General features: G+C 40.2%; 16 protein-coding genes. 3 read left to right on the top strand and 13 right to left on the bottom strand.

Annotation, left to right across the window (positions count from 1 at the left end; genetic code table 11):
• Window positions 1–36 precede the first annotated feature (36 nt).
• Window positions 37–888 carry a dTDP-4-dehydrorhamnose reductase gene (gene rfbD, locus L0657_RS24085; protein ID WP_235153331.1) on the top strand — a complete coding sequence of 284 codons (852 nt, stop codon included), beginning with the start codon at window positions 37–39 and terminating at the stop codon, window positions 886–888.
• A 57-nt stretch (window positions 889–945) separates the two neighbouring features.
• Here the strand turns inward: rfbD and L0657_RS24090 are convergent, their stop codons facing one another.
• On the bottom strand, window positions 946–2,781 hold the full coding sequence (locus L0657_RS24090; protein WP_235153332.1) for a gliding motility-associated C-terminal domain-containing protein: 1,836 nt from the start codon (window positions 2,779–2,781) through the stop codon (window positions 946–948).
• Between the two features lie 1,168 nt (window positions 2,782–3,949).
• On the opposite strand from L0657_RS24090, the gene L0657_RS24095 reads away from it, so the two are divergent.
• The gene (locus L0657_RS24095) at window positions 3,950–4,966 is read left to right on the top strand and encodes an NAD-dependent epimerase/dehydratase family protein (protein ID WP_235153333.1); all 1,017 of its coding nucleotides are present in this window, start codon (window positions 3,950–3,952) and stop codon (window positions 4,964–4,966) included.
• A 44-nt stretch (window positions 4,967–5,010) separates the two neighbouring features.
• The gene (locus tag L0657_RS24100) at window positions 5,011–5,775 is read left to right on the top strand and encodes a WecB/TagA/CpsF family glycosyltransferase (RefSeq protein WP_235153334.1); all 765 of its coding nucleotides are present in this window, start codon (window positions 5,011–5,013) and stop codon (window positions 5,773–5,775) included.
• Between the two features lie 361 nt (window positions 5,776–6,136).
• Here L0657_RS24100 and L0657_RS24105 read toward each other — a convergent pair whose 3' ends face one another.
• The 12 genes from L0657_RS24105 to L0657_RS24160 all read right to left on the bottom strand — a co-directional run bounded on the left by L0657_RS24105 (window position 6,137) and on the right by L0657_RS24160 (window position 21,689).
• Window positions 6,137–7,249: a glycosyltransferase gene (locus L0657_RS24105; protein ID WP_235153335.1), complete on the bottom strand. Its 1,113-nt coding sequence runs from the start codon at window positions 7,247–7,249 to the stop codon at window positions 6,137–6,139.
• A gap of 6 nt (window positions 7,250–7,255) precedes the next feature.
• The gene (locus tag L0657_RS24110; protein ID WP_235153336.1) at window positions 7,256–9,382 is read right to left on the bottom strand and encodes a right-handed parallel beta-helix repeat-containing protein; all 2,127 of its coding nucleotides are present in this window, start codon (window positions 9,380–9,382) and stop codon (window positions 7,256–7,258) included.
• A 177-nt stretch (window positions 9,383–9,559) separates the two neighbouring features.
• The gene (locus L0657_RS24115; RefSeq protein WP_235153337.1) at window positions 9,560–10,618 is read right to left on the bottom strand and encodes an acyltransferase; all 1,059 of its coding nucleotides are present in this window, start codon (window positions 10,616–10,618) and stop codon (window positions 9,560–9,562) included.
• A gap of 95 nt (window positions 10,619–10,713) precedes the next feature.
• A complete protein-coding gene (locus L0657_RS24120; RefSeq protein WP_235153338.1) occupies window positions 10,714–11,847 on the bottom strand; it encodes a glycosyltransferase in 1,134 nt (377 codons plus the stop codon).
• Window positions 11,848–11,912: 65 nt separating this feature from the next.
• Entirely contained in the window at window positions 11,913–12,593 is a 681-nt protein-coding gene (locus L0657_RS24125) for a serine O-acetyltransferase (protein ID WP_235153339.1), read from the bottom strand.
• Window positions 12,586–13,410 (bottom strand): glycosyltransferase family 2 protein, encoded by an 825-nt coding sequence (locus L0657_RS24130; protein WP_235153340.1) that lies wholly within the window; start codon window positions 13,408–13,410, stop codon window positions 12,586–12,588. Before L0657_RS24130 ends, L0657_RS24125 begins: the two co-directional genes overlap by 8 nt.
• Window positions 13,407–14,681, bottom strand: coding sequence for a glycosyltransferase family 4 protein (locus tag L0657_RS28085; RefSeq protein ID WP_235153341.1), 1,275 nt, complete (start codon window positions 14,679–14,681; stop codon window positions 13,407–13,409). Before L0657_RS28085 ends, L0657_RS24130 begins: the two co-directional genes overlap by 4 nt.
• Window positions 14,682–14,692: 11 nt before the next feature.
• Entirely contained in the window at window positions 14,693–15,925 is a 1,233-nt protein-coding gene (locus tag L0657_RS24140; RefSeq protein ID WP_235153342.1) for a hypothetical protein, read from the bottom strand.
• A 22-nt stretch (window positions 15,926–15,947) separates the two neighbouring features.
• Window positions 15,948–16,832, bottom strand: coding sequence for an alpha-1,2-fucosyltransferase (locus tag L0657_RS24145; protein WP_235153343.1), 885 nt, complete (start codon window positions 16,830–16,832; stop codon window positions 15,948–15,950).
• A gap of 77 nt (window positions 16,833–16,909) precedes the next feature.
• Window positions 16,910–18,277, bottom strand: coding sequence for a lipopolysaccharide biosynthesis protein (locus L0657_RS24150; RefSeq protein ID WP_235153344.1), 1,368 nt, complete (start codon window positions 18,275–18,277; stop codon window positions 16,910–16,912).
• A 54-nt stretch (window positions 18,278–18,331) separates the two neighbouring features.
• Window positions 18,332–19,246, bottom strand: a complete 915-nt coding sequence (locus L0657_RS24155) for a hypothetical protein (protein WP_235153345.1) — start codon at window positions 19,244–19,246, stop codon at window positions 18,332–18,334.
• 79 nt (window positions 19,247–19,325) lie between these two features.
• Window positions 19,326–21,689, bottom strand: coding sequence for a tyrosine-protein kinase family protein (locus L0657_RS24160; protein WP_235153346.1), 2,364 nt, complete (start codon window positions 21,687–21,689; stop codon window positions 19,326–19,328).
• Between the last annotated feature and the right edge of the window lie 1,799 nt (window positions 21,690–23,488).

Here is a 23,488-nt window from a genome sequence, read left to right on the forward strand (position 1 = left end):
TTCCTATCTTTGAAAATCAATTATTAACACGATCAGATGAAAATTGTAGTTTTAGGAGCGTCAGGACAGCTAGGAAATTGCCTGAAAAAAGTAGCGGAAGAAACGGGTATCTCCGACATCTCTTTCCCATCAGAAAAAGACGGAAATATCCTGGAACCTGAACTTTTGAATCTTTTATTTCAAAAAGAAAAACCTGAATTTGTCATCAACTGCGCGGCCTATACTGCGGTGGATAAGGCCGAGGACGAGATTGATATTTGCAGAAAAGTAAACCGTGACGGAGCAGAAAATATTGCGAAGGCTTGCCAGCAACATGACGCGACGCTTATTCATGTCTCTACCGATTTTGTATTTAAAGGAAATGTTCCTCAGCTATTATCCGAAACGGATTCTGCGGAACCTGAAAATATATATGGCCTGACAAAACTGGAAGGTGAAGAAGCAATTGCCGCTGTACTTACAAAACATTTTACCCTGCGCACTAGCTGGCTCTATTCTGAGTTCGGAAATAATTTTGTTAAAACCATGCTTCGTCTTGGTAAAGAACGCGACGAACTGGGCGTGATCATCGATCAGGCAGGTTCACCCACTTATGCAATTGATCTTGCCGGAGCCATTTTTAATATCATCAATTCCGGAAGTTCCGAATATGGCATTTATCATTACAGCAATGAAGGCGTAACTTCCTGGTTTGATTTTGCCAAAACGATCTTCGCAATTAGTAATACTGACGTTTATGTCAAACCTGTAAAAACGGTTGAATATGTTACGAAGGCGGTCAGACCGGCGTATTCGGTGATGGATAAATCCAAGATAAAAAATACTTTCGGGATCAAAATTCCTTATTGGACTGATAGTTTGAAAGTTTGTATTTCCCGACTTTCATAACTGAATAAATATCAATGCCGCAGTCTGAAATTCCTGTGGCGTTGGTATTTCCATTAGTTATCTCTGCAAAATGATAGTTCCGCGCCTGGTGAACTCGTGCCCGCGGGCATTTTTATATTCCAGGATGTAAGTATAAGCTCCGGTCATGGCGTCCATGCCATTGATTTTTCCGTCCCAATGCATTTCCGTCTTCTCCTTTAGATAGACCACTTCCCCCCAACGGTCATAAATTTTAAGCTTTACCCCTTCCCCATCTGATATGATAACATCGAATGTATCATTGATTCGATCTCCGTTTGGTGTAAAAATATCCGGAACAAATATGGTTGCATCACAAATCCCAAAATCTACTTCCAATTTCTTTTCTACATAACAGGATGGATCACTTTCATCCAATACCTTAACAAAATATACATGCTGGCCCGATCCTGACACCTGTACTTTTAGCTCATTCTCGTTTTCTCCAGATATACCATTTCCGGTCCAGATCACTTTCGAATTAGCCCGAGCTGACAATTCTAATAGTCCACATTCCAAAGCAGACCAACCAGCAGAAATCTCAAGAATTTTAACTTTTACCTCTTCTGAACTCACCGGCTTATCAGAACATTTGTCCTGCATTGTGACAGTATAGTTTCCCGAACTCATTGGCTTATACGTTCTGGAATCAGCACCTTTAATTTCCTGCTTTCCGTTGTACCATTGAAAGGTACTTTTTGATAAAAGCGTATTGGTTTCGGCGACAAGCGTGACATCATTGCATAGTTTCTTTTCCAGGATTGAAACAACAGGTTCAATTTCGACAGGCGCCACTGAAAAATTGGGAAGCCCCATGCTGCTGGTACCGTATGGCAATTCAAAACCATCATTAACAAAGGAACACTTTGATCCTTTCAAGTCCGGATTATTGACGACACCTAAATATTTAAGACCATCTCTGGCGACATAAATTTTACCGTCGGGCGCTAATTGCATGGCTCCATAGTAGGATTCAGAGGGTCGTCCTATTTCGGTTTTTGAAGCAATGATTTTTCGAGCATCCATCACAGATACATCAAGTTGAAATATAGGACGCCCGACATTCACGGTTTCACTAACATAAATAAAATTTCCATTGGGGGAAAATTCCAGTCCATAGGCCGACAGGAAATCATTGTGCCTGACTGAAATCGGATTGGAGAGAGTACCTGAACTATTATCAAAATTAAACAATTGATATTCTCCTTTGCCGTAGACTGCCATGGCCAGTTTATCGCCCTGCGGGGAAAATTTCATATTTCCAACCGACTTGTAAAAATCCAGCGGTGTCCCGATTTTGCCTGCAATAGAACTTTTTGTTATACCCTTTTCTGTTAGTAAGTAACTTCTAAATGTGCGATTGCCTTTTTCATGTGACAGAATCCAGTAATCCTTTTGATTGCAATGGCGAACAGCAGCCAGTTTTTCTGTGGAGTTTTCTAAAAGAACAGTTCGAGAAGCAACTCCGCCGCTACCATTATTTAACCTCATGTCAATCGTAACGCAGATTAACTTGGTATAAGTGGTAAAAACATAATAAATGTTAGAATTTCCTGGCATCGGGATAATTAGCGCTGATTGCGTTGAAGTATCATTTCCACCAAGTTCAACGTCGCCGGAAATCAATTTATGTTTCTTGTTCCAAATCCTTATCCCGTCAGTGTAAAGCACCAGTTTACCCAGTTCATCTGCAACGGAAGAACACCCCTCTCTCTGGGTCAACTCGTTGTTCGCGATACCTACTGGTCTACCTTTATTGAAATCAATGCCTGCATTATAACCAAAAAACCAAACGTTTGCCCGCTTACTCTCCTGCGCAAACACGGTTGGGCTGAATAACAGAACGACGATCAGTAGAATACCAAATCGAAACATATCATTTTATTTTTCCGTTGAGTAGTAGTTTTATCTCTATAAAGTTACAAATTAAACCCCTACTAATCAGCCCGATCCAGAGTTAAAATGCTTCATTAAACACATATCGGTTACATATTATATTTTTTCTTTGATAAGTATTATTGATTTAGCCAAGACCTGAATCACTGTGATTGCAGTTTACCGAAAAACTTAAAGAAGGATAAGCAAGAAAATTCTTAATCCCGGATTAGTATAATTCTTCGCTGAGAAAGTGCATTTTCATCGTGTAGAAATATATCACAAATTCATTATTGTTACAAAAGTCTTTTTTACAAGCGTTTGTAACTGGCAATTTATAATTTATTCTGCCGGGCGAAATACGTTTCCAGATGTTTAATTATAAGAATATCATTTAGGTTTATGGCTGTCTGCCAAACTGATATGTTTCCGGAATGTCAGAATGACGTTGGGCAACTGGTCGATATCTGATCATTTTAAGTGTTTATGCTTTTCCATTAACACCCGTTGATCTCTTTCAAACGCTCATTTGCTACAAGAATTCTCGGCAACTACAATGTGAAGTACTTCGCATCGAATAAATTTATTTACTGCCGTATAAAAATTCTATGAAATATTTAAGAAAAAGAACCAAAAATGACAAAACTACAATGTCCGATTATCAGTTTGCGAAAACATACTACGGACACTTTTGAATTACTTCACAGTATAAAATATATTTAATTGTATCTTTTGCAATATTTTAGTAGGTCAAAGTACCCATTTTCGATAATATATTTTGCCGTTTAATCATTTTGATTTTTTTTTAATTCAATTTGTCTCTACCTTAGTTTTGTAATAGAAACACAGTTCCAAAGAAAACGAATAAAATTTTTTCTATGACTGGCCTCTGTCAAGGTATGTTGTTATCCTTTAAAACAGGTAGATCAACGGAGTAAAACGGACTGGCTTGTAAGAATTATATCATGGTGTAAATCACCGCACTCAACGCAAATAATGACAGGTCCTTTTTTGGCCTGAACAGGAAAGAATTGCCTTTACCATTTCAAAAATAAAAACGCAGTAAACATTGCGCCTGAAACCGCATGTCCCTGCGCTTGTCAAAAAGCTTTATCATTATTACCCAACTCATATTAGTAACTAATTTTTAACTCAAATCCAGCAAAAAATGAAAAAAGTAATTGTATTAGGTGGCGGTGGTTTTATTGGTGGACATCTTGCTAAAAGACTTAAAGAGAATGGCAACTATGTCAGAGTATGTGACATTAAAAATCACGAATACTTCGACCACAGAGAAATCTGTAACGAGTTTATTCTTGGCGATCTAACAGATCCTAAGACGGTTGAACTTGTTATTGCAGAAGGTTGGGATGAAGTTTATCAACTTGCGGCTGACATGGGCGGTGCTGGTTATATCTTCACAGGACAGAATGATGCAAACGTAATGCAGAACTCTGCTTTGATCAACCTGAACGTTGCCAAAGAAGCGTCTATCAAAAATATCAAGAAGCTTTTTTACTCTTCTTCTGCTTGTATCTACCCTGAAAACAATCAGTTAGACCCAAACAATCCTAACTGCGAAGAAAGCTCTGCATATCCTGCAAACCCGGATTCGGAGTATGGATGGGAAAAACTTTTCAGCGAAAGACTTTTCAAGGCATACAAAAGAAACTACAATCTTAATGTAAGAATTGCTCGTTTCCATAACATTTTCGGACCACAGGGTACATGGAAAGGTGGAAAAGAAAAGGCACCGGCAGCGATGCTTCGTAAGGCAGCAGAAACACCAGACGGAGGTTCTTTTGAAGTTTGGGGAGATGGTCAGCAGACAAGATCTTTCCTTTACGTAGAAGAATGTGTTGATGCAGTTTTGAGTCTGATGGAGTCTGAATTCGAAGGACCTGTGAACATTGGTTCGGAAGAAAAGGTGACTATCAACCAATTGGCTCAGATGGCGATCGATATCTCAGGAAAAGATATCACGATCAAAAACATTTATGGTCAGGAATTTATCGACAAGTATGGTTTCAAATGCCCGCTTGGCGTACGTGGAAGAAACTCTGACAATGCGTTGTTCAGAAAAGAACTTGGCTGGGAAGTTTCTACGCCACTTATCGAAGGTATGACAAAAACTTACGAGTGGATCAGCGAGGTTGTATCTCAAAATCAACTGGTTGAAGCATAATTTATTGAAGATCAGCGTAGCAGATTAATCAAAACTATACAAATATGGACAATGCATACAATACTGTTTCAGTCTTAGGATTCAAGGTATTTAATGATGACCTGAAGAACATTCCGGTACAGGGAGAAAAAAGTAGAGTAATCAACTGTAGCATAAGCCCGAACAATTATGGTTTAACGGTTAAAGATGCAGAATTTAAGAAAACGCTTCAAAACACCGATTTTCTTGTGTTGGATGGGGTTTATTTTGCGCTGGCCTCAATTTTTTTGCTCGGCAAAAATATCAAAAGAAACCAGGGACCTGATGTTTACAAACATTTCGTTCAGCGAATGAATGAAACATCAGGAAAGGTTTTCTTTCTGGGTTCTTCTGAAAAGGTTCTTGGACTAATCAAAGATCGCATGAACCGTGAATATCCAAATATTACGGTTGGGACTTATTCCCCTCCCTTTAAAAAGGAATTTTCAGATCAGGACAATCAGGAGATGATTGATGCCATCAACGCTTTTGAACCGAATGTTTTGTTCGTTGGCATGACTGCGCCTAAACAGGAGAAATGGTCTGTCAGACACCGTGACTCGCTCAATGCCAACCTGATCGTTAGTATCGGAGCGGTATTTGACTGGTACGCAGGAACTGAAAAAGAAATCAATCCGATCTGGTTCAAACTTAGATTGGGCTGGTTGCTCAGAATGATTTACAGACCGGAGATCTTTAAGAGAAACATGGGGAATACAATTATATTTTTCCGTGATCTGACCTTAATTCTATTAAGGTTAAAAAGACAGCCGACATTCTCGAATGTCTAGATAATGTGATGGGAAAACGTTGCTGACCGCAGCATAAACAAGTCAAGCCGGGCAACACCTGCACTGCGCTTTATTGGATAACCGCGTCTTCTTAGATTGTTTGCGGTAGTTATCCAATGGTTTATTGGGTTGGTCAAAGCCTGCGTTTTCCCATTTTTATTTTCCTGGTGGCGATGCCAAAAACACCAATGAACGTTTATAGACAAGCGTTCATTTACCTGTTAGTGGGTATCGTCATTTTGCTTTGTTTCGAAAAAACCATTTTGATTTCCTAATCATTGAAGCTTCGGAATAACCTGCGACAATGCCGTCCTGATCGAAAAGCAGGAATATATTTCGTGATGAAGTGTATTCTAAAATTCTAGACTGGCTGCCTTTCAACGGCGGTTGACAAGATATCCGTAATATTACGCTCGAAGGAATCGATCGTAAAAAGCGCATCAAATCGCTCCTTACCAGCCTGTCCCATTCGTGTTCTAATATCAGGATTATTAATCAGTAAGCTGATTTTTTCAGCTAATGCCACTGCATTCTTCTGTGGCACTAAATAGCCGGTTTCTCCCTCTACAACGATGTCGGGAATTCCACCTTCGGGACAGGAAATTACTGCCAGGCTACTTTGCATGGCCTCTAAAATAACCAAAGGGAAGGCTTCAAAATGATAAAAAGTAGGGAAAACCAGGACGTCTGATTTGGCTAAAAAATCTCTTTTCTTCTGATCATACTTCGGTCCGTGCGCGAAAACAGTTCCTTCCAAATGATATTCGGAAACTTTCGCAGCAAATTGCTCAGGCGTAATATCCGTCCATCCACCCACGAAATGACATTCGAAAACATGCCCCTGCTGTTTCACAATCCTGCATGCTTCCAATAATACAAGCAATCCTTTGGACTCCATCAGGTTACCTAAAAACAGCAGGCGACAGACTTTGTTGTCTGGTTTTTCAGATATTTTGACGGACAGATTGGCTGGAATGCCGTTGGCACAAAAAAATACATTTTCCGGTGGTGCATACGCCTTCACATCATAATACAGGCTTTTGGAAAGCAGTATACTGAAAGATTTATTGAACACAAACCGGTACAGCGCGTCGGTTAGGACAGATTTACCCTCAAAACCGACGCCTTTATTGTGAAAATGGTAGATGACCTTTTTCCCAAACATTTTGAGAATGCCAACCACCATAAGATCCTTGTAGAAGCCGGCCCCACTGGCGGTCAGCGTTACATAACAAAGATCATATTTCTTTCCGGAAAGCGCCTTTGCGACTTCCGATTGTATTTTTAAAAGCTTAATAATTTTGCCAGCTCCTGCTCCGCCAATTTCTTTCAGGTCTTTTGATGTCGAAAGATTTATGTAATCTGCTTCGAAGATGTCGTTAATCCTTGCACTTTCTTTGATGAATTTCCCCACCATCGCAGCACCATGAACCGGTGGTGGCACGTGCATGATAAACAAAATCGAAGGTTTCATAAAGCGTTATTTATTAATTTTAAGTTCTCCTTCGGTGCTGAGGGTGAATTCGGTTGGATAAGAATCCGATGTAACCACGTGCCCTTTGTTGATCAAAACGGTTTCGTTTGACTTCGGGGTCTGGCCGCCGGACCAGATTCCCGGGTTGCTCCACTGTCCTGACGCAATGCTTTGGATCAGCCCGGTAGCAGGATCTTTGATGAGCACAACACCGGCATATGGCGCAAGCTGAAATCTTGATGCAAACTTCTTGTTGGTTACATCCGCATAATTGCCGTCCAGCGAGACAGAACTTTCATTATTCGAATTGTTATACTCAAAACGGAAATTACTTTCCTGATCGGTCGTTACCAGCGACTTGGACGAGCTTGCATCCTGCCTGTAATCCTGGATCCATTGGGATAGCGGAATGTTAGCCTGGCCACCGCCTGCATACTCGCGCTGAACAGTAATTGTAGCCGCTTCATTAACCGGCCGGGCATAGGTATTGTTGTTGAAAGTTCCGAACTGCGAAGGGTCATCATTGAAATACATGTGCACATACATCGCTGACTGTGACGCTGACTTGGCCAGGAAAACATTATTTTTGACTGTTAGATTTCTTACGAAAAGATCCTTGAAACTATGGATCAGCAGTACCCTTGGGAAATCGTAAACCAGGTTATTAATGATACGATGATCGCTTGTTCCATTGACAAAAATGCCTCCCCAGGGACCGTGCGCGATAACGTTATTATCAATTTCAGTATCCTTGCTACCACCATCCAGATAAATTCCAGCAGCTTTTCCATACGCCTCCCAGTAGTTGTACTCAGTGCCATGATAGGCTCCCACTGCATTTAAAACAATATTATTCCTGATTTTTCTGTTCGCGCCAGTTGAATTAAAGGTATAAATTCCTCCACCATCATCTTTGATTTTACAAAAACCATCAACAAAATTATTTTCAACAACAACATTATCACCTGATCCGGAAAAATGGATACCATTAAAACCAGTGCTGATCACTGAACAGTTTCTGATCGCAGTTCCGGAAGCGGCGACTGATATTGCTTCCTGAGCTGTATCTCCCGAACGTGCAGCGCCGGCGATCATCCCGACGTTATTAGTCCGAACCCCATCGATCGTAATCGCTGAGCCATTATGCTCGATCCAGATTCCATTATTCAGCGCATCACTCACAGTTCCCCCATTGATTGTAATGGCAGAAACATCGATCCCATAAACGCCGTTACCCCCGTGTTGTTTGAAATTACAGTTATTGAAGGTTACATCACGCGCACCCACAAGGTAGACGCCATTGTTGTTACTGCCTTCAAAATCAATATTATTAACCGTGATATTTGTTTGAGAATTGACAATCATATTTCCCGCAAGCGTACTCGCCTTCACTGTTCTTCCATCCGGAGATCCTGAACCGAAATGTACATAAAGTCGCCTCGCATTTTTATCATAAAACCATTCTCCTTCGTCACTGAGCGTGCCAAGATGATTCTGAACAAAAAATCCATTTCCGTCTTTCGGGCTGTAACGGGTATTGGTTCCATAATTGTTTGTAGCACTGTAATATAACCTGTTAGCAGCATGTGAAGTGATCTGATGACGATCCAGAATCCAACGATCTTTGCGGATTACAACCTCAGCACCGACCGGGTCAAACGGAATGCTGTTCACCGCGCCGCCAAAGATTGAAGAATTGTCTTCATGGCCATTGATTTTCAGATATCCGGTGTTGGGATACCTGCCCATGCCCCGAACTACACCGTCCAGCGTAACCATGTTCAGCGATTCTACATCCAGCGTTGCATAATAAATATTGCCTGATGCTTTTGTCCAGCCGTTCAGCTGTGTGAAACCACTGATGACCGGGTTAGGTCCTTCTCCATACGCATCAAAAGTAAAATTTGAATTTTCGGCGGAAACCGTGCCATAAAACACATCCCCTCTTTTAAAAAGTACTGTACTTCCGGTTGTAAACGAAGCTTTAAGTTTTTCGAAACTCCATGCATCTTCGTCGCTCAAACCGGAGCCATTGCCGCCGGAAGCCTTTACATAATAAGTGGCCGAATGCGCCGAGTGAAAACACAGGGCCGCAAGGAAGAGTAAAACTGATTTAATTTTCAGGTTTTTCATAACGTTGTACGTTGATATTTGTGATCTTTTTCGTTCTTACTTTGCTACCCTTCAAATCTTCCCACAAAACCTTCCAATACTGCCTCGCAGTATGAGCAAATAAATGAAATACAAATACTGAAATTGAAAAATCAGTTGACGATTAAAGGGCAACAAACGGTTACTTAACAAACTGTCCTACAGCAACTTTCTGTTAAAAAACCGCAGTACCGGAGACTCTACAAAACGAAATATGAGCACCCCTCCCGCAATAGTAAACAAAAATAGAATGAAAATCAGAGACTGAAGTATCATCAAATTGTAAATATGCAATTTCTCTACTATAATCCTGAAAAGTCTAAATAAAGTACTAAGAAAAATCAGGTGTGAGAGGTAAATGGAATAGGAAGCTTCGCCTATCAGGAGAAGTACCGCCGGGTAACGGAATTGCCGGGTCAGGTCAGTGATTACCACTCTGTAAATAACCAGTGACATTACTACCGCAAGGATCAGAATTCCCTCCGACCGGAGAAGAATATGCGGATAATCCGGAACCAGAAATCCAACTGAAATAATCAAAAGCGCGCCCCAGATCCAAACGTTTAGATAATAGGATTTCAGGATCAGGTAAGCTACAAAACATCCGCAAAGAAATGCAACGATTCTTTCACTTAGAAATATAATATTAGGAATAGCGATCTTATCTGAAAAGACTATTTTCAAAAGAACGGCTGCAAGCCAAAAGAAAAAAATGTATTTGGCAACCTTTGGACCAGTCGTGATACAAATGAAAAAGACAATATAAAAAATCACTTCATAAGCCAGCGACCAGGCAACCGGAAGAAAAAAGTTAGCCTGAACAGGAAGAAGAAGGTATGAATAAAGTATAAAACACCATTCGTGAACCGACTGGAAATTCATCGTGTGGTCAAGGTGGTTGGTCTTTCCGTCTAAAAGGAATATCAATAAAAGGTAAACAGTTGCAATAATCCAGTAGAATGGGTAGATCCTTATGAAGCGCTTCTTAAGAAATAACGCTTTGTTGGTACCCTGTTGAAGATCTTTGAAATGCACATAGGTAATGATGAAACCACTTAATACAAAAAAGAAATCTACACCAATGTAACCTTGAAAGAAAATGTCGCCCAGAAAAGAAGTTTCAAAATAAGGACGGGTAGAACCGCTTATATGACAAAGTACTACCAGCATTGCCGCAAATCCTCTAAAAATTTGCAGTAATTCCAACTTCTTTTTCATAAATATCTACTTTTCATACACAAAAAATAAAGTGTTGAAGTGCTTTGCAATAATTTTGGCAACATTGTAATAGTGTCCGCTGGTCGATCCAAATATCAGGTATATGAAAGTTTTCCCCACTCACTAATCAGCTCTTCTTTAAAACTGGCCATTAAGGACGGTTTTTCCTGCAAATCAATCGTTTTGACCGTCGGCAGCAAGTCTATAAATTTGCGTAGCCCTTGCAAAGTACTTTCCTCAGACAGCGGATCGAAAAGCAGCCCGTTTTTCTGAGTCACCAGATAAGATGCTCCGGCATACTGCGAGCAAAAAACATTCAATCCAAAAATCAGCGCCTCATTAACAACCGCGCCGAAAGGTTCAAAAGTGCTTGGCAAGACAAAACCGGATGCACACAAATACCAGGCGTTCAGCTCCTCGCCTTCAAATCTCCCGGGCATAATGACTTTATTCTGGAGTGCGTGATTTTCTACAAGGTTCTTAATCGTTTCTTTTTGCTGCCCCTCACCTACCAGTACCAGCACAAGATCAGCGTGTGCGAGAAGGATTGGATAAACGTGCTCAATAAATCCGGCCAGGCCTTTTTCAGCGATGAAACGCCCGACAAAAAGCAGCACTTTTTTCCCTGTCAGGTCATATTGTTTGGTATAACCTCCCGCAATTGTTTCAAGTTTGGCGCGGTCCGCCCTAAGTCTTTCCGGAGCCTGCAATATAGGCGACACAATCAGCTGATTGCCTTTTAAATTAAACGAGGTCTGATAAAACTGCGCAACTTCTCTGGACAATACTACCAAATAATCCAGCCGCTTGACACTATATTTTCTTGCATAATACCGCATTTTGGTCTGCACATGATGGCAAATGTCAATGCTGTCGTCAATGGTCGAACCTATCTTTTGTTTGATCACGCCCAGCCCCTTCAAGAGCAACAGATATTGGGTAGTAAATGAAAATTCGTAACCAAAAATAATATCCGGATTGGTGCGTCTGATCGTTTTAAGCATTCCATAACGGATGGCTCTTCCCTTTGAACCAGCTGGCCCGTTCAGGAGATAAGAATGTTTAAAATGAAGCTGCGAACGAAGTTTTTGCTGATCAAATTTATGATCACGTACATTATCAAAGATAAAAACAACTTCCAGATCGAAAAGCTCCCCCATCGCATTGAACTGGTCAATCCGGTATGGAGCCAACGCAGGATGAAACATTAAAACTTTGAGCTTACTCATAACATTTGTAAGTAAATCAATACGAAAAATTCAGTTGACAACTGATTAATAACAGCTTGAAACAATCAGAGGGGAATATCTACACGAATTCCATTCTGTTTCACAATACGCGCCGGTGATCCGATTACAGTGCAATTTGGCGGAACATCTTTAACTACGACTGCATTCGCTCCAATAATCACATTGTCCCCGATTGTGATCCCTCCTACCACGACAGCGCCTGTACAAACCATGACATTATTTCCAATCACCGGTTTTTTCTGACCTCCAAGTCTGTTGGTACCAAGCGTAACGTGGTGGTAACAGACAAAATAATCTCCGATGCTTTCTGCATTCAGGAAGCTGGAAGTATTGTGGATGAAAAGAGCCGTCCGGCCAATTTTCATACTACCCGGTATATCAAGCGTCCGGTCTTCCGGTAATATCCATTTGAAAAAATACTTAATGTTGCCGATCCGGTGGTAGAAAAGATTTCTGTACTGCCTCGCAAAAACCAGCGACAAAATCAGATTTTTAACTGTTGCGGTATCAGACAGGATCAGTTTTTTATTTGAATGAAAGGCAAAAACCAGAAGGTGCGGAATAATCGTGATGAACCTTAAAGCCAGAATCAGCAGATGATAACACAGCTTCATTTTGCTGCCATTGTCTGACAGATCTACAAAATAAATATGTTTATCAGCCTGACCTGCCGCGAGATCCGGGTTATTTGGAAAGTTCGATGAGAAAGTGGCTGCATCAGACATTGGTATCTTTCATTTTGTATAACTCTCTTTTGTAGAGTCGTCTTAGGAACCTTACTGCGAAACCAGCGTAGATATGTGCTTTGAATGACGCCTTTGGAAATGTACTAATCAGTCCGGCCATGCCAGGATGCGCTCTTTTTACAACCGTCAAATGCTCATGCATGTACCGTTTGAAGAGCTTGGAATTATGGTCTCCTGAAGACTTGCTGTCCTTATGCCATCTGAAAATCGAAAGATCCTTATCGATCACATAAAAAGGATACTGCGCAGCGATTCGGTAGAACCATTCTGCATCCATGATCATCTGGTAATCTTCATTCAGGAAACCGATATCAGTCAAAATACTTCTTCTTAAAAAAGTGCTTGGCTGAAAGATCGACATCATGCAATGTTTTTCCTGGAACCGGGAGATGTTTGGATATTTTCTTTCATAAACCTCTCCTTTGTAGTCCATAAAAAGTCCGTTTCCAACAACGACATTCGCCTGTGGATTTTTTTCGAAGAAATCTGTCACCGCCTGTATCGCTCCTTTGCAATAAACATCATCACTATTAATCCAGGCAATAATATCACCGGAAGCCATAGCGAATCCCTTATTGATCGCGTGTGTCTGTCCGTTATCCTTTTCGCTCACCCAGTATTTGAGCCTGTCTTCGTACTTTTTGATCACCTCAACCGTATTATCAGTTGAACCTCCGTCAATGACCAAATATTCCAGATTATCATAATCCTGATCAAGAACCGATTGAATGGTTTCTTCAATAAATTGACCCTGATTGTAGGAGGGCGTTACAATGGATACTTTCAAGTTGTTCATAATTCACTTTTATTTACCAATGAATAAATCGCTTTATATGCATCAATAATCTCGTTTGCTACTTTTTTAGGATCATGTCTTTCAAGCGCCGCTTTTCTGGCGTTTTGGCCATATTGTCGGCTTTTTGCAAAATCTCCGGCAAGCTCAGTGATCGCTCCGGCGAGGGAGTAGGAATCACCATCCTGCACCAGCATACCTTGTGAGCCGTTTTCAAGCATCGAATCTGTTCCGCCGGCAAAAGTGGCTACCACAGGCATTCCGAGCAGCATCGCCTCGCAGAGACTATTGGGACTATTTTCTATATGGCTGACCTGGCAATAGATATCGGCCTCGCAAAGAATTTCAACAAGCTCCGGCTCTGTTTTACTGCCAAGAAATGTTACGCCATTCGCCGCATAATCCTGTTTGAGCCAGCGCTGTACCATTTGCGGATAGTTGCCAGACTCAGTTTGTCCAACAACCAGCCACTCAAAATCAAAATTATAAGCGGTCAGTACAGCGGCAGTTTTAAGGACAGATTCCAGTCCTTTATACAAACCACCGCTCATGGTTGTGACAATTTTTATCTTTTTATCAAAAGCGTCCTTTTTCCATTCTCTTGAATAAAAGCTGTTACGCATGATTTCATTCCCGACAAAATAAAGGCTCTTCGGAGCAAGTATCCGGGTTGCTCTTTTATCCCAGCTTGTACGCCCGATAATAAAGCGAGCCGGTTTGAGTATTTCCACTTCCCTTTTTGCCCATTTTGAAAACAAAAAGAAGTTATTTAAGACGGAATCAATCAGCAGTTTTGAGCTGAAATTTTCGTTTGACGAAGCAACACTGCGCGGAACTCCTGAAAAATACTTTTCACAATACGGCGTCAGAAGGCTTTGAATTGAAAACACAACCGGCAGCTGTATGTACTTCTGAATCAACCCGAAATTATCTTCCGTCCCGTGAATATGGATCACATCCGGCCGGACAGTTTCAATTATCCGTATAAGTTTTTCAATATATCGTTCATCCCGGTTCGACTGGTATGCTTCGAGCCGGTCCATAATTTTGGCAAACTTGCTCTGCCCCCTTCCACGTGCAACCGGATAATACTGCACCGATTTATATTCAAACGGATCAAGTTCTCCGTTATAGTAAAAACTGACAGACAGATCAATAAAAGGATCTAGCTTTACTTGCTGTTCAAGCGAAGCCAGCCAGCCCGCAGTAAACGAACCTGGTGTCAGCTTCTCTGCGGCTCCGCAGGGTGTGATGGCAAACCAAAGTATTCTCACGGTCTGGTTGTTTAATTATAAGCTAGGTGCAATTTTATTTCAGTGTTTGAACACATCCGAAATTCTTTGGACTGACAATAAAGTACACAGATCCAGAGCACGATGTATTCAAAATTAAAGGCAGGCAAACCAAAGGGAAGCAAAAAGATAATATGTGCGACCAGGTAGAAAGCCATTCCTTTTGTCATGATATTGTTAGAGCGGAAAAGTCCAAGGTAGGCCGAATGCAATACCAGAAAACAAAACAGACCTAAGTACAGAATTCCTCCTTTTAGTATTAAATGCAGATATCCGGTTTCAATCATTCCCCGGTTTACGCTAGACATATCAAAAATGGGACAATAATATGTTCCGTTAAGTCCTCTTCCGATCAGCCAGTCAAGCGATTCTCCCTGAAAGCTGTAATAAAAATATTCCTCCACGCCCGTTCTAGTATCCTCTTCAAGCCGGGCCAGAAACAGCGCAAAAGTTGAGCCCGCATAAACGTTAAAAAGCAGTACCGCAAACGTGATGGTTACAGCGACAATCCCGAGTTTTAATAGTTTTGAAGCACCTTTGGATGCTGCGATATTGAGTATAAAAGCAAACAGAACGATCAAAAGATACATAAAAAGATTTCCGCGTCGTGCTGAATAAAGGGCCAGAAAAACGCAGGTGAACATCGTAAAATATGCCATGACCCGATATTTGACCGAAAGAAATTCAGAACAAAGTATCATAAACGAGGATGCAAAAAGATATTGAAGCGGAATATATATCACCCCGATATATGTCTGATAATCTTCTACATCGATATCTTCATTGGCCTGAAAAATCTGTTTGTAATTTAAAATCAAAAGCACAATCCCAATAATGCCCTGAACAAACGTAAATTTAAAAACGCTGCTGAGTGTAACCTGGCCAAAACCCAGAAAAACGATCAGTGGTGTGATAAACGAAAGCCATGTATAACGGTTAATCAGTGAATATCCATCTGAAGAAAATGTTTCCCGGCTTACAAACGGACGGATTAAAATGACTGCTGTCCAAACTAAAAACAAAATAAAGATCACCAGCATTATTCCGTTGAAGGGCTTTTGAAACTGCATTTGAAAGACTGCATTATAAAAAATAATGATCAGCCCCACACCGCACAGCAAATAACATAGGGCTTTGGAAGTATCAAAGAACATTCCACCCAATGCATGGAGGATAAAACCCACCATTACCCAATCAAAAGAGGTCAATTTTTTTAAGTCAAACATATAAACAGAAACAAGTGTGCTGTTAAACTTCAAGCTTTACCCACTCAGAAGGAAATATTCCCTGAGCACTGTCATTTTGCAGCCATCGGTCGGGCATCACGACGATCTTTGCTTTATTTGCGTTGAGCCACGCTCCCCACCAGCTGAATGTACTGTTGGAAATGATGTTATGTTTGCAAAGGCTCATCAGATACATATCCAGGTATGAGTCCATACCACTGTTATGATCAACATAGGTACAATTCGTAATCCTGATATTATCTTTAACCCAGGCCATGTCATCAGAAAAAATATAAAAATGAGGATTATCGGTGCTGTTTTCGATAAGCTCGATCGCGTTCTCAAAATAGACCTTATCCTTGATGACCATGTGGCTTCCAGCCCATATTGCGTTTAAATAATCACCACGGCGGATGTGAATACTCACAGCATTCCGCTCAGAAATTTCACGACTCAAATCAATATTTTTCCGGTCTGTCGGTTTTCTGAAAGCAAAATTTTTCCGGACAACATTTTCGATATCTTCGAAGTAAGCCTCTGCCTGCCAGGTGCCCATAAGCGTCACACCGCGCTGCTTGAACACATTTTCATCTCTGACAAACTCTTTTTTCTCCTTGTAAATTGAAACCGTTTTCTTTTGAACTTTCAGAATTTGTCGCAACAGAAAATATGAAAGCTTGTTTTCGAAAAGCGGACGACCGTTGGTTAGAAAAAAATTTTGAAAATTTACAGGAAACGGTAAATCAAGATCAAATGCATGAGACATAGCAAATCCGTTGTGATGCACATGCCCGAAGTATTCAGAAATCGAAACGCGGGATCTTATCCCTTTTTCATTTAGCGCTAAAAACAGCGCATATTGAAACATCTGATTTCCAAGGCCTCCGTAAAGTAAAACTTTGTTCATAACGTTGCTTTGTATGGTTACAAAAATCTTAAAACCACTTAACTCTCTGCGTGTGATACTTTTCCAGAACTGCCCGGTTACCTGATCCAGATCCCTTTTTTACCTTTTACAATAATCATATAATACTGTAATGGCGCGATGAGGTATGCGTTGATATTGGCAATGATGGCTCCGATAAACACGGCATAAACACCAATATGAAAATACCTGATCAGCACGAGCACAGTTCCAACATAAAGAAATGGACTGATAACACTCGACCAGAATTGCAGCCGTAGCGCATTTATGCCATTCAGGAAATTCACATATTTACTACCAAACATGCCGACGCTGAAAAATATGAATCCATAAAGTGATAGCGAAAAATCAATATCTACTTTCCCTTTACCCAGCCAAAGGCTATAGGCCATATCAGAAAACAGCAGCATCAGAAGGCCTCCGAAAAACATGGCAATGTTCAGCATATTATATTTTCGTATCCCGTTCCTGATCCAGGCAATGTCATTTTTGAAAAAAGCTTCTGTGGAGGCCGACCAGAATGGCGTTATGAAAATCATAAATACCATGTGCAAAATCCCAAAATACTTGTAAACAACATTGTATGAAGTCACTTCCGCCGCCCCGAAATTTCGGGAAATAATAATGTTGGCCGATTCATACTGAATAATCGCCGCGATCTGGATGACGAAAAAGCTGAAACCCAGTTTCAAAAGATCATTCGAATAAGCGAACTTGACATCAGCAAAACTCGGACGATATTTTTTAAAGACACCGTTAAAATAGTACAGGTTTGCTCCTACAAGCACGATTAATGGTGAGACGCAAAGTGCAATACCCAATTTCACCAAAGATCCGTCCGATGTTTTTACCAGTATAAAAATCAGGATCAGTGAAAGTATTTGCCCCAACAAATCCAGCAGCGAAGTCTTGGCCGGTTGCTGGTCTGCAATAATCAGCGTGGTTATAACCCTGAGCACAAATTGCAAACAGAAATAGGAAAAGATGATGATCGCTAAAAATGAAATTTCTGACTCCATACTTGGAGAAATTTTCAGTATTTCCGACCAGTTTAAAAACTGATTGGTGATCATCAATAACACCCAGACGCCGGCGAAAATCAGTGCCAGAATACTATAAGTGGTGCTGATGTATATTTTGGCAAGCTTAATATTCCCTTCTGATTTTGCCTGAACCAGCTTGTTGCGCAGTCCGTTTGTCAGCCCAATGTCGAAAAAACTAAACCAGCTGACCACCGAACTCAGTGTGAGCCAAATTCCGTAACGGTAAGGATTAATATAATTTATTGTCAACGGAACAAGAATCAGACTGATTGCAATACTGGCGCCTTTAATAAGGAAAGACAATCCAATATTTTTCTTAGCCTTAATACTTCGCTCGTGGCCTTTCGTAAAATTGTTGCTTATAAAGTGCAGAACATTCGTCATCAAAGCTGTGGTTTATCTGCCGGAAATGGCTATCAGTAACGGTAGTAATTTTGGCTAAGCCTGAATCTGTTTTGCAGCATCAAAAACATGTGTATCAATGTAGACGATATCCTTGATACCACCCAGCACGATCGCCGTATTGCTATATGAACTTTTACAGGAACATATAATCTTACTGGAATTAGCAAGCATCAAAAGCTCAACCACACCGCCATAAATTCCTTCCAGATCGTCGCGCCCGATTTTATGGCTGAAGATGTTCATCTGCTTACCATATTTTTGTCTGAAGAAAATTTTGGTAGGCTCATCATCCGTTGCCATCAAAAACTTCTGAGATGGATTTTCAGCCAGATAACGGTCAATCTGAGTGATATAATTCTCATCAGGGCTCTCCTTAGTAGTATGCACATGGTCAGTCCTTCTGATATGAATACCGATATAGGATCCACCAATTTTCTGATATTCCTGTTTAACTCTTTCCTTTAAAATTTCACTGAATTTAAAATTGGCAAACTGCTCAGCCAGCTCCTCATTCTTCATGTAATCGTTGTAGGTTTCTTCCACTTCCTGATCTCCGAATGGAAAACAGGTTGCTATAAGCACGGTAGATTCTTCACTGCTGATTTTAAGTTGTTTTACACGGTTCGTTTTGTCGTCGCGGATATCATTGTCGAATAAAGTCTGCCCGGCGAAAAAACTGGAAATAAACTTTAAAAATCCGTAGAATCTTGCATTGGAACCTGGTCTGTAAATATTGGTAAGCAGGAAATTGATCCATTTCGGCGGAACTGAATACTCCATACCGATGCTCTGGAAAATATCAGTCAATTCACAGCCAAGCGCTGCATTGACCGGCCAGGCGATCCAAAGCTCACGATTATCTCTTTTCGCAAGTTGCACGGCCGAAGCCAATACACGCATTCTATTGCCTAAGCCGGCTTGCGGAACAACGATGATTTTCTTTTTCATTATTTTTTAGGTCAAGTACAGGTTTACATGCTCGAAAGATCTTGCAACGCTTCGAGTTGAATTTTGGCAAAATGGTATACTAGAATCTGCTTGTAAAATTTCCAAAAATCGAACTCAGCAAGCTTGGCTTTTCACTGTTGTAGTAGTTATTATCGTAATTATAACCGTAGCCATAACGAATGCGCTGGATACTGTTAAAGATGATATTAATGTTAACAAGCTGGTTTTGTTTATTCAGTTCTTTCAGGAACTCCAGCTCATCAGCCTTGGTGTAACCTTGTCTGATCATGTACAGTGTCATATCTGCGACTCTTGAAATAATCATAGCATCCGGAACCAAATGCACAGGAGGACTATCAATAATTACATCATCATAAAGATCTCTCAAACTCATTATAAGATCCGCAAGTTGATGTCTCTCCAACAGTTCGGAAGGATTATGGACCAACGCGCCGCTGCCGATAACGTCAAGAGTCGGTTCCAGTTTTGAGTTCTGGATGATTTCATCAACAGAAGCTTTTCCGTTTAAAAAATCACTGATTCCGGGATGATCCGTATTAATTTCAAAAACTTCCGCCAGTTTGGGCTTTCTCAAATCCAGTTCAACCAGCACGGTTTTTCTTCCAGAATAGGCCATTGCCACTCCCAGGTTGCTGCTGACATAAGTTTTACCTTCACCGGCAATACTGGATGTAACCAATGTTACCCGTCCACTCTCTTTCTGACCAAACAGATAATACATTTTAATTCTCAAAGCCCTGAACTGCTCGCTGATCGCCGTTGCACTGTTTCCTGATATGGCAATCCTGCTTTTTGACGGCTCAAAAGGAAGCTCTCCGATGATCGGAATCTCACCTGAATCTTTTAACTCCTGAAGATCATTTACTTTTGGACTAATCACGCCTCTGGCATAGATCAAACCTGCCGGGAAGGCCAGACCAAAAAATATTGCAATAGCGAAAATCATCGCTTTCATAGCATTTTTTGGAGCTCCTGCATACGCTTCATCAACAATTCGATCGTTAGCCAGTGCCGATGCATAACTAACAGAAACCTCTTCCTTTTTTTGCAAAAGATAAGTGTAAAGGCCTTCCTTGATAGCCTGTTGCCGTTTGATATTGATAAACTGACGTTCCTGAACCGGAATATTTTTAATCGAATACAGAAAGCTGTCGTTGAATGACTGCAATTTCTCCTGTGTATTTTGCAATGTGGAGCGTATACTGGATACGTTCTCTTTTATCGCTGCTTTTGTTATGGCGATTGACCGGTTGATCGGTTCAAAATCCGGATTGGTTTCTGGTGTTGTCGCCAGTAATCTTTCACGCTGAAGTTGAAGCTGAGCCAGTTTTTCAATCAGACTACTAAGAGCCGGATCATCGATTCCCAATGTCGACGGTGTTTTACCTGCGTTCAATGACGAATTAATATATCTTTCGATTCCTTCAATAATACTTAGCTGAACATTAACCTGACTCAGACGTGCATCATTTGCCTGCATATTTTCCAGGCTGATTTTCGAATCAGAGCTCAGATCTGTCAGACCTCTGCTGCTTTTAAAGGTTTCAATCCCTTTTTCGGCACTGTTTAATTCACTGGCCAGCGTTGTAAGCCGGGAGTCAATAAAATCAAGTGTACTTCTGGTCTCCTGTTTCTTAACCAATATCCCAGCTACTTTATAATTCTGGATAAGACGATTCAAGATATCCTTTCCGCGTTGTGCAACCTGATCAGAAATTGATAAAACGGCTGCTGTGGAGGATTTGCTTGACAACGCAACACCAATTCGTTTTTGGTATTGGATGGCCAAAGCATCCGGATCGTGCAAAATAATCCTGATTTTCGCTCCTTTGAATTCACCAACATTAGCTGTTGGTTCAAGTTTCCAGCTCCCGAAGTTATTCTTGAAAGTTTCTTTATATGAAAACTGTTTCAGGTTACCGTCCGGCATACTGACAAAGAACGAGTTTTGATCAATAATGACCAGGTTAACCGTTGCACTGGAGTAATTTCCGGTTGGATTGATAAGTGTCAGTTTTACAGGGCTGTTTTTGTAAAGATCCTCTGTCGCAAGCCCATCCATCTTCTGGTAAGCTATATCAAGCTTCAAATCGCGGACAACCTCACTGATCAGCTGCTTGGATTTAAGGATTTCAAATTCGTTCTCCATGATCCGGTTTGTGCTTAACAGATCAATTTCATGCAAGGGAGATTGCTGGTCGGCAGTTTTCTTCTCATTTTGAATCAGAAGGGTGGCCTTAATTTCATAAACCGGCTTAGCGACTTGATAGTAAGTAAATACTCCAACTGCTGCTAACGATAGCCCGATAAAAAAGAGCGGCCAGTGATACAGATATTTTTTGAGAATGCTGCTCACATTGATGCTGCGCTGCTTTTCCTGCGGAATTCTAAAGGGTGTAAACTGGGCTAGCTGTGTACTCATAATTAGTTACCTGTATTAGTTCGAAAACAAAACAATGATAAAGTGCCAGGGAAAACGGGAGTAATATTTTAGTGGGCGTGTGATCTGTGAGCATACCAGAATTAATTTATAATCCGCTGCTTGCAAAACATGGTCTCTTAGAATTTTTTCTATCGAATCTGGCAGAATATCAAGCCTGTATTATGTTTCATTGCACACGGTCTATTTTGTGTTTTGAAACCGCAAAAGAGCTTGACATTTTTTCCTTTTTATTTTAAAAAAATTCAGCTTTCACTGAATAATTATAAATCGTCATGAGTTGTGGTTAGTCATAAGCAAAGGTAGAGATAAATTTTCTAAATCAAATATTCAAGCCATTTTAACCAAATAATTTACGGTCAAATATAGAGATGACAAACTTTTATATAAGTTAACCTAAAATTTTCATTACCTGACCTGCGTATTACTTAGGAGATTTTAGCTAAAATGTTTTCTACATTTCCTTGTTAAGTACTAACAAATGTTAATTTTCTCTAACTGAAACCGTTTAATAAGTTTCAACCAATTTTAAACATTTAGTGGTGGAAATCGGGCTGTCGAAGTGCTCATTATCACCATAAAGTTGAGAACTGCTTATACAATTGTGACTATGTATGCTCGAAAATACTCACCCAGGCAATCTTAAATTCAGTAGAAAAATTTTTACGTCACGTAGAAGTTTAGGATAACAGGCAAATCTGCCTACCCGAAATGGTTTTCGCCAATAAATGCACCATTTTAAAAAGAAGTAAACCGTTAAGTCAGAATGTTCCAATGACTTGGGCAAAAAAACACAACTATTTCAATGGCACACTGTACAAGTGATACTATGCCATTTCTTGACCAGCTATTGGGACAAGTTTCAGAGAGTACACCATTTTGCACTTTGTAAGTCAAAAATTTAACATATTCCTTATTTGGACAACTAACTTGTAGAAGTAATAACATAATATATGATATCATACCTCAAAGTAATTCCCAAACCAAGCATCAACGTATATAGAACATAGTTATATTAAGAATGGCATTGGTTTAAGTTTTACCGTACAAAGCATTTTATATGCTTCAATCTGCGCCGAGCCTTGAAAATTACCATTTAATAAATTCTGGTAAATCCAGCGAAATTTATTCGAATGGATTTTCTAGTGACGTTAATTATTCATGAGAAAAAAATACCCTGGGTAGCAATAACTCATATAAAATGCTGAATATTAATCACTTATATAAAATAAGCAAATGCAATAAATTTATATAAAATAATACTATGAATAGATTTGCCAATTTCGTTAAATTTATTAAACGGCAAATATCCTTCGGTAAACACTTAAAATACTGCAAAAAGAGCGCTGTAATAGTATCCGTTTAAAAAATATAGATATGATAAATTTGCATATCACAGTTATCCCGTCTAGATTTGTGTAGATAATACTCCGAATTTACCAGACACAATTAGATAAATGCAGCGATAGGTCTATGTCAATGCAAAAAACGAAATTGATATAATTATACTTCCGGTATTCCAAGGTCACACACACTACACCGAACTGCGCAAACCCGCAGTAAAATCATTGATACTTTAAAAATATTATAAGGTACTTGCTGAGAGTTCTGTATACCAGCAGATTAAAATTCTAGACGACGACTTGATAACACGCTTTTGCCTTTGAATACTTTTATGTTGCTGATGAGAATCAACTTTACATAAAAATTAATCTAGCGGAAGATGATGACTAGATCAGTTAAAAAGAAGTTGCTTATGGATCATAACAAATATTTGCAAA

The organism is Dyadobacter sp. CY345 (assembly GCF_021502725.1).
In the GTDB taxonomy this organism is placed as follows: domain Bacteria; phylum Bacteroidota; class Bacteroidia; order Cytophagales; family Spirosomataceae; genus Dyadobacter.

Coding starts and splice junctions, on each gene's coding strand:
- rfbD (WP_235153331.1), top strand. CDS start 37: ATGAAAATTGTAGTTTTAGGAGCGTCAGGACAGCTAGGAAATTGCCTG.
- L0657_RS24090 (WP_235153332.1), bottom strand. CDS start 2,781: ATGTTTCGATTTGGTATTCTACTGATCGTCGTTCTGTTATTCAGCCCA.
- L0657_RS24095 (WP_235153333.1), top strand. CDS start 3,950: ATGAAAAAAGTAATTGTATTAGGTGGCGGTGGTTTTATTGGTGGACAT.
- L0657_RS24100 (WP_235153334.1), top strand. CDS start 5,011: ATGGACAATGCATACAATACTGTTTCAGTCTTAGGATTCAAGGTATTT.
- L0657_RS24105 (WP_235153335.1), bottom strand. CDS start 7,249: ATGAAACCTTCGATTTTGTTTATCATGCACGTGCCACCACCGGTTCAT.
- L0657_RS24110 (WP_235153336.1), bottom strand. CDS start 9,382: ATGAAAAACCTGAAAATTAAATCAGTTTTACTCTTCCTTGCGGCCCTG.
- L0657_RS24115 (WP_235153337.1), bottom strand. CDS start 10,618: ATGAAAAAGAAGTTGGAATTACTGCAAATTTTTAGAGGATTTGCGGCA.
- L0657_RS24120 (WP_235153338.1), bottom strand. CDS start 11,847: ATGAGTAAGCTCAAAGTTTTAATGTTTCATCCTGCGTTGGCTCCATAC.
- L0657_RS24125 (WP_235153339.1), bottom strand. CDS start 12,593: ATGTCTGATGCAGCCACTTTCTCATCGAACTTTCCAAATAACCCGGAT.
- L0657_RS24130 (WP_235153340.1), bottom strand. CDS start 13,410: ATGAACAACTTGAAAGTATCCATTGTAACGCCCTCCTACAATCAGGGT.
- L0657_RS24140 (WP_235153342.1), bottom strand. CDS start 15,925: ATGTTTGACTTAAAAAAATTGACCTCTTTTGATTGGGTAATGGTGGGT.
- L0657_RS24145 (WP_235153343.1), bottom strand. CDS start 16,832: ATGAACAAAGTTTTACTTTACGGAGGCCTTGGAAATCAGATGTTTCAA.
- L0657_RS24150 (WP_235153344.1), bottom strand. CDS start 18,277: ATGACGAATGTTCTGCACTTTATAAGCAACAATTTTACGAAAGGCCAC.
- L0657_RS24155 (WP_235153345.1), bottom strand. CDS start 19,246: ATGAAAAAGAAAATCATCGTTGTTCCGCAAGCCGGCTTAGGCAATAGA.
- L0657_RS24160 (WP_235153346.1), bottom strand. CDS start 21,689: ATGAGTACACAGCTAGCCCAGTTTACACCCTTTAGAATTCCGCAGGAA.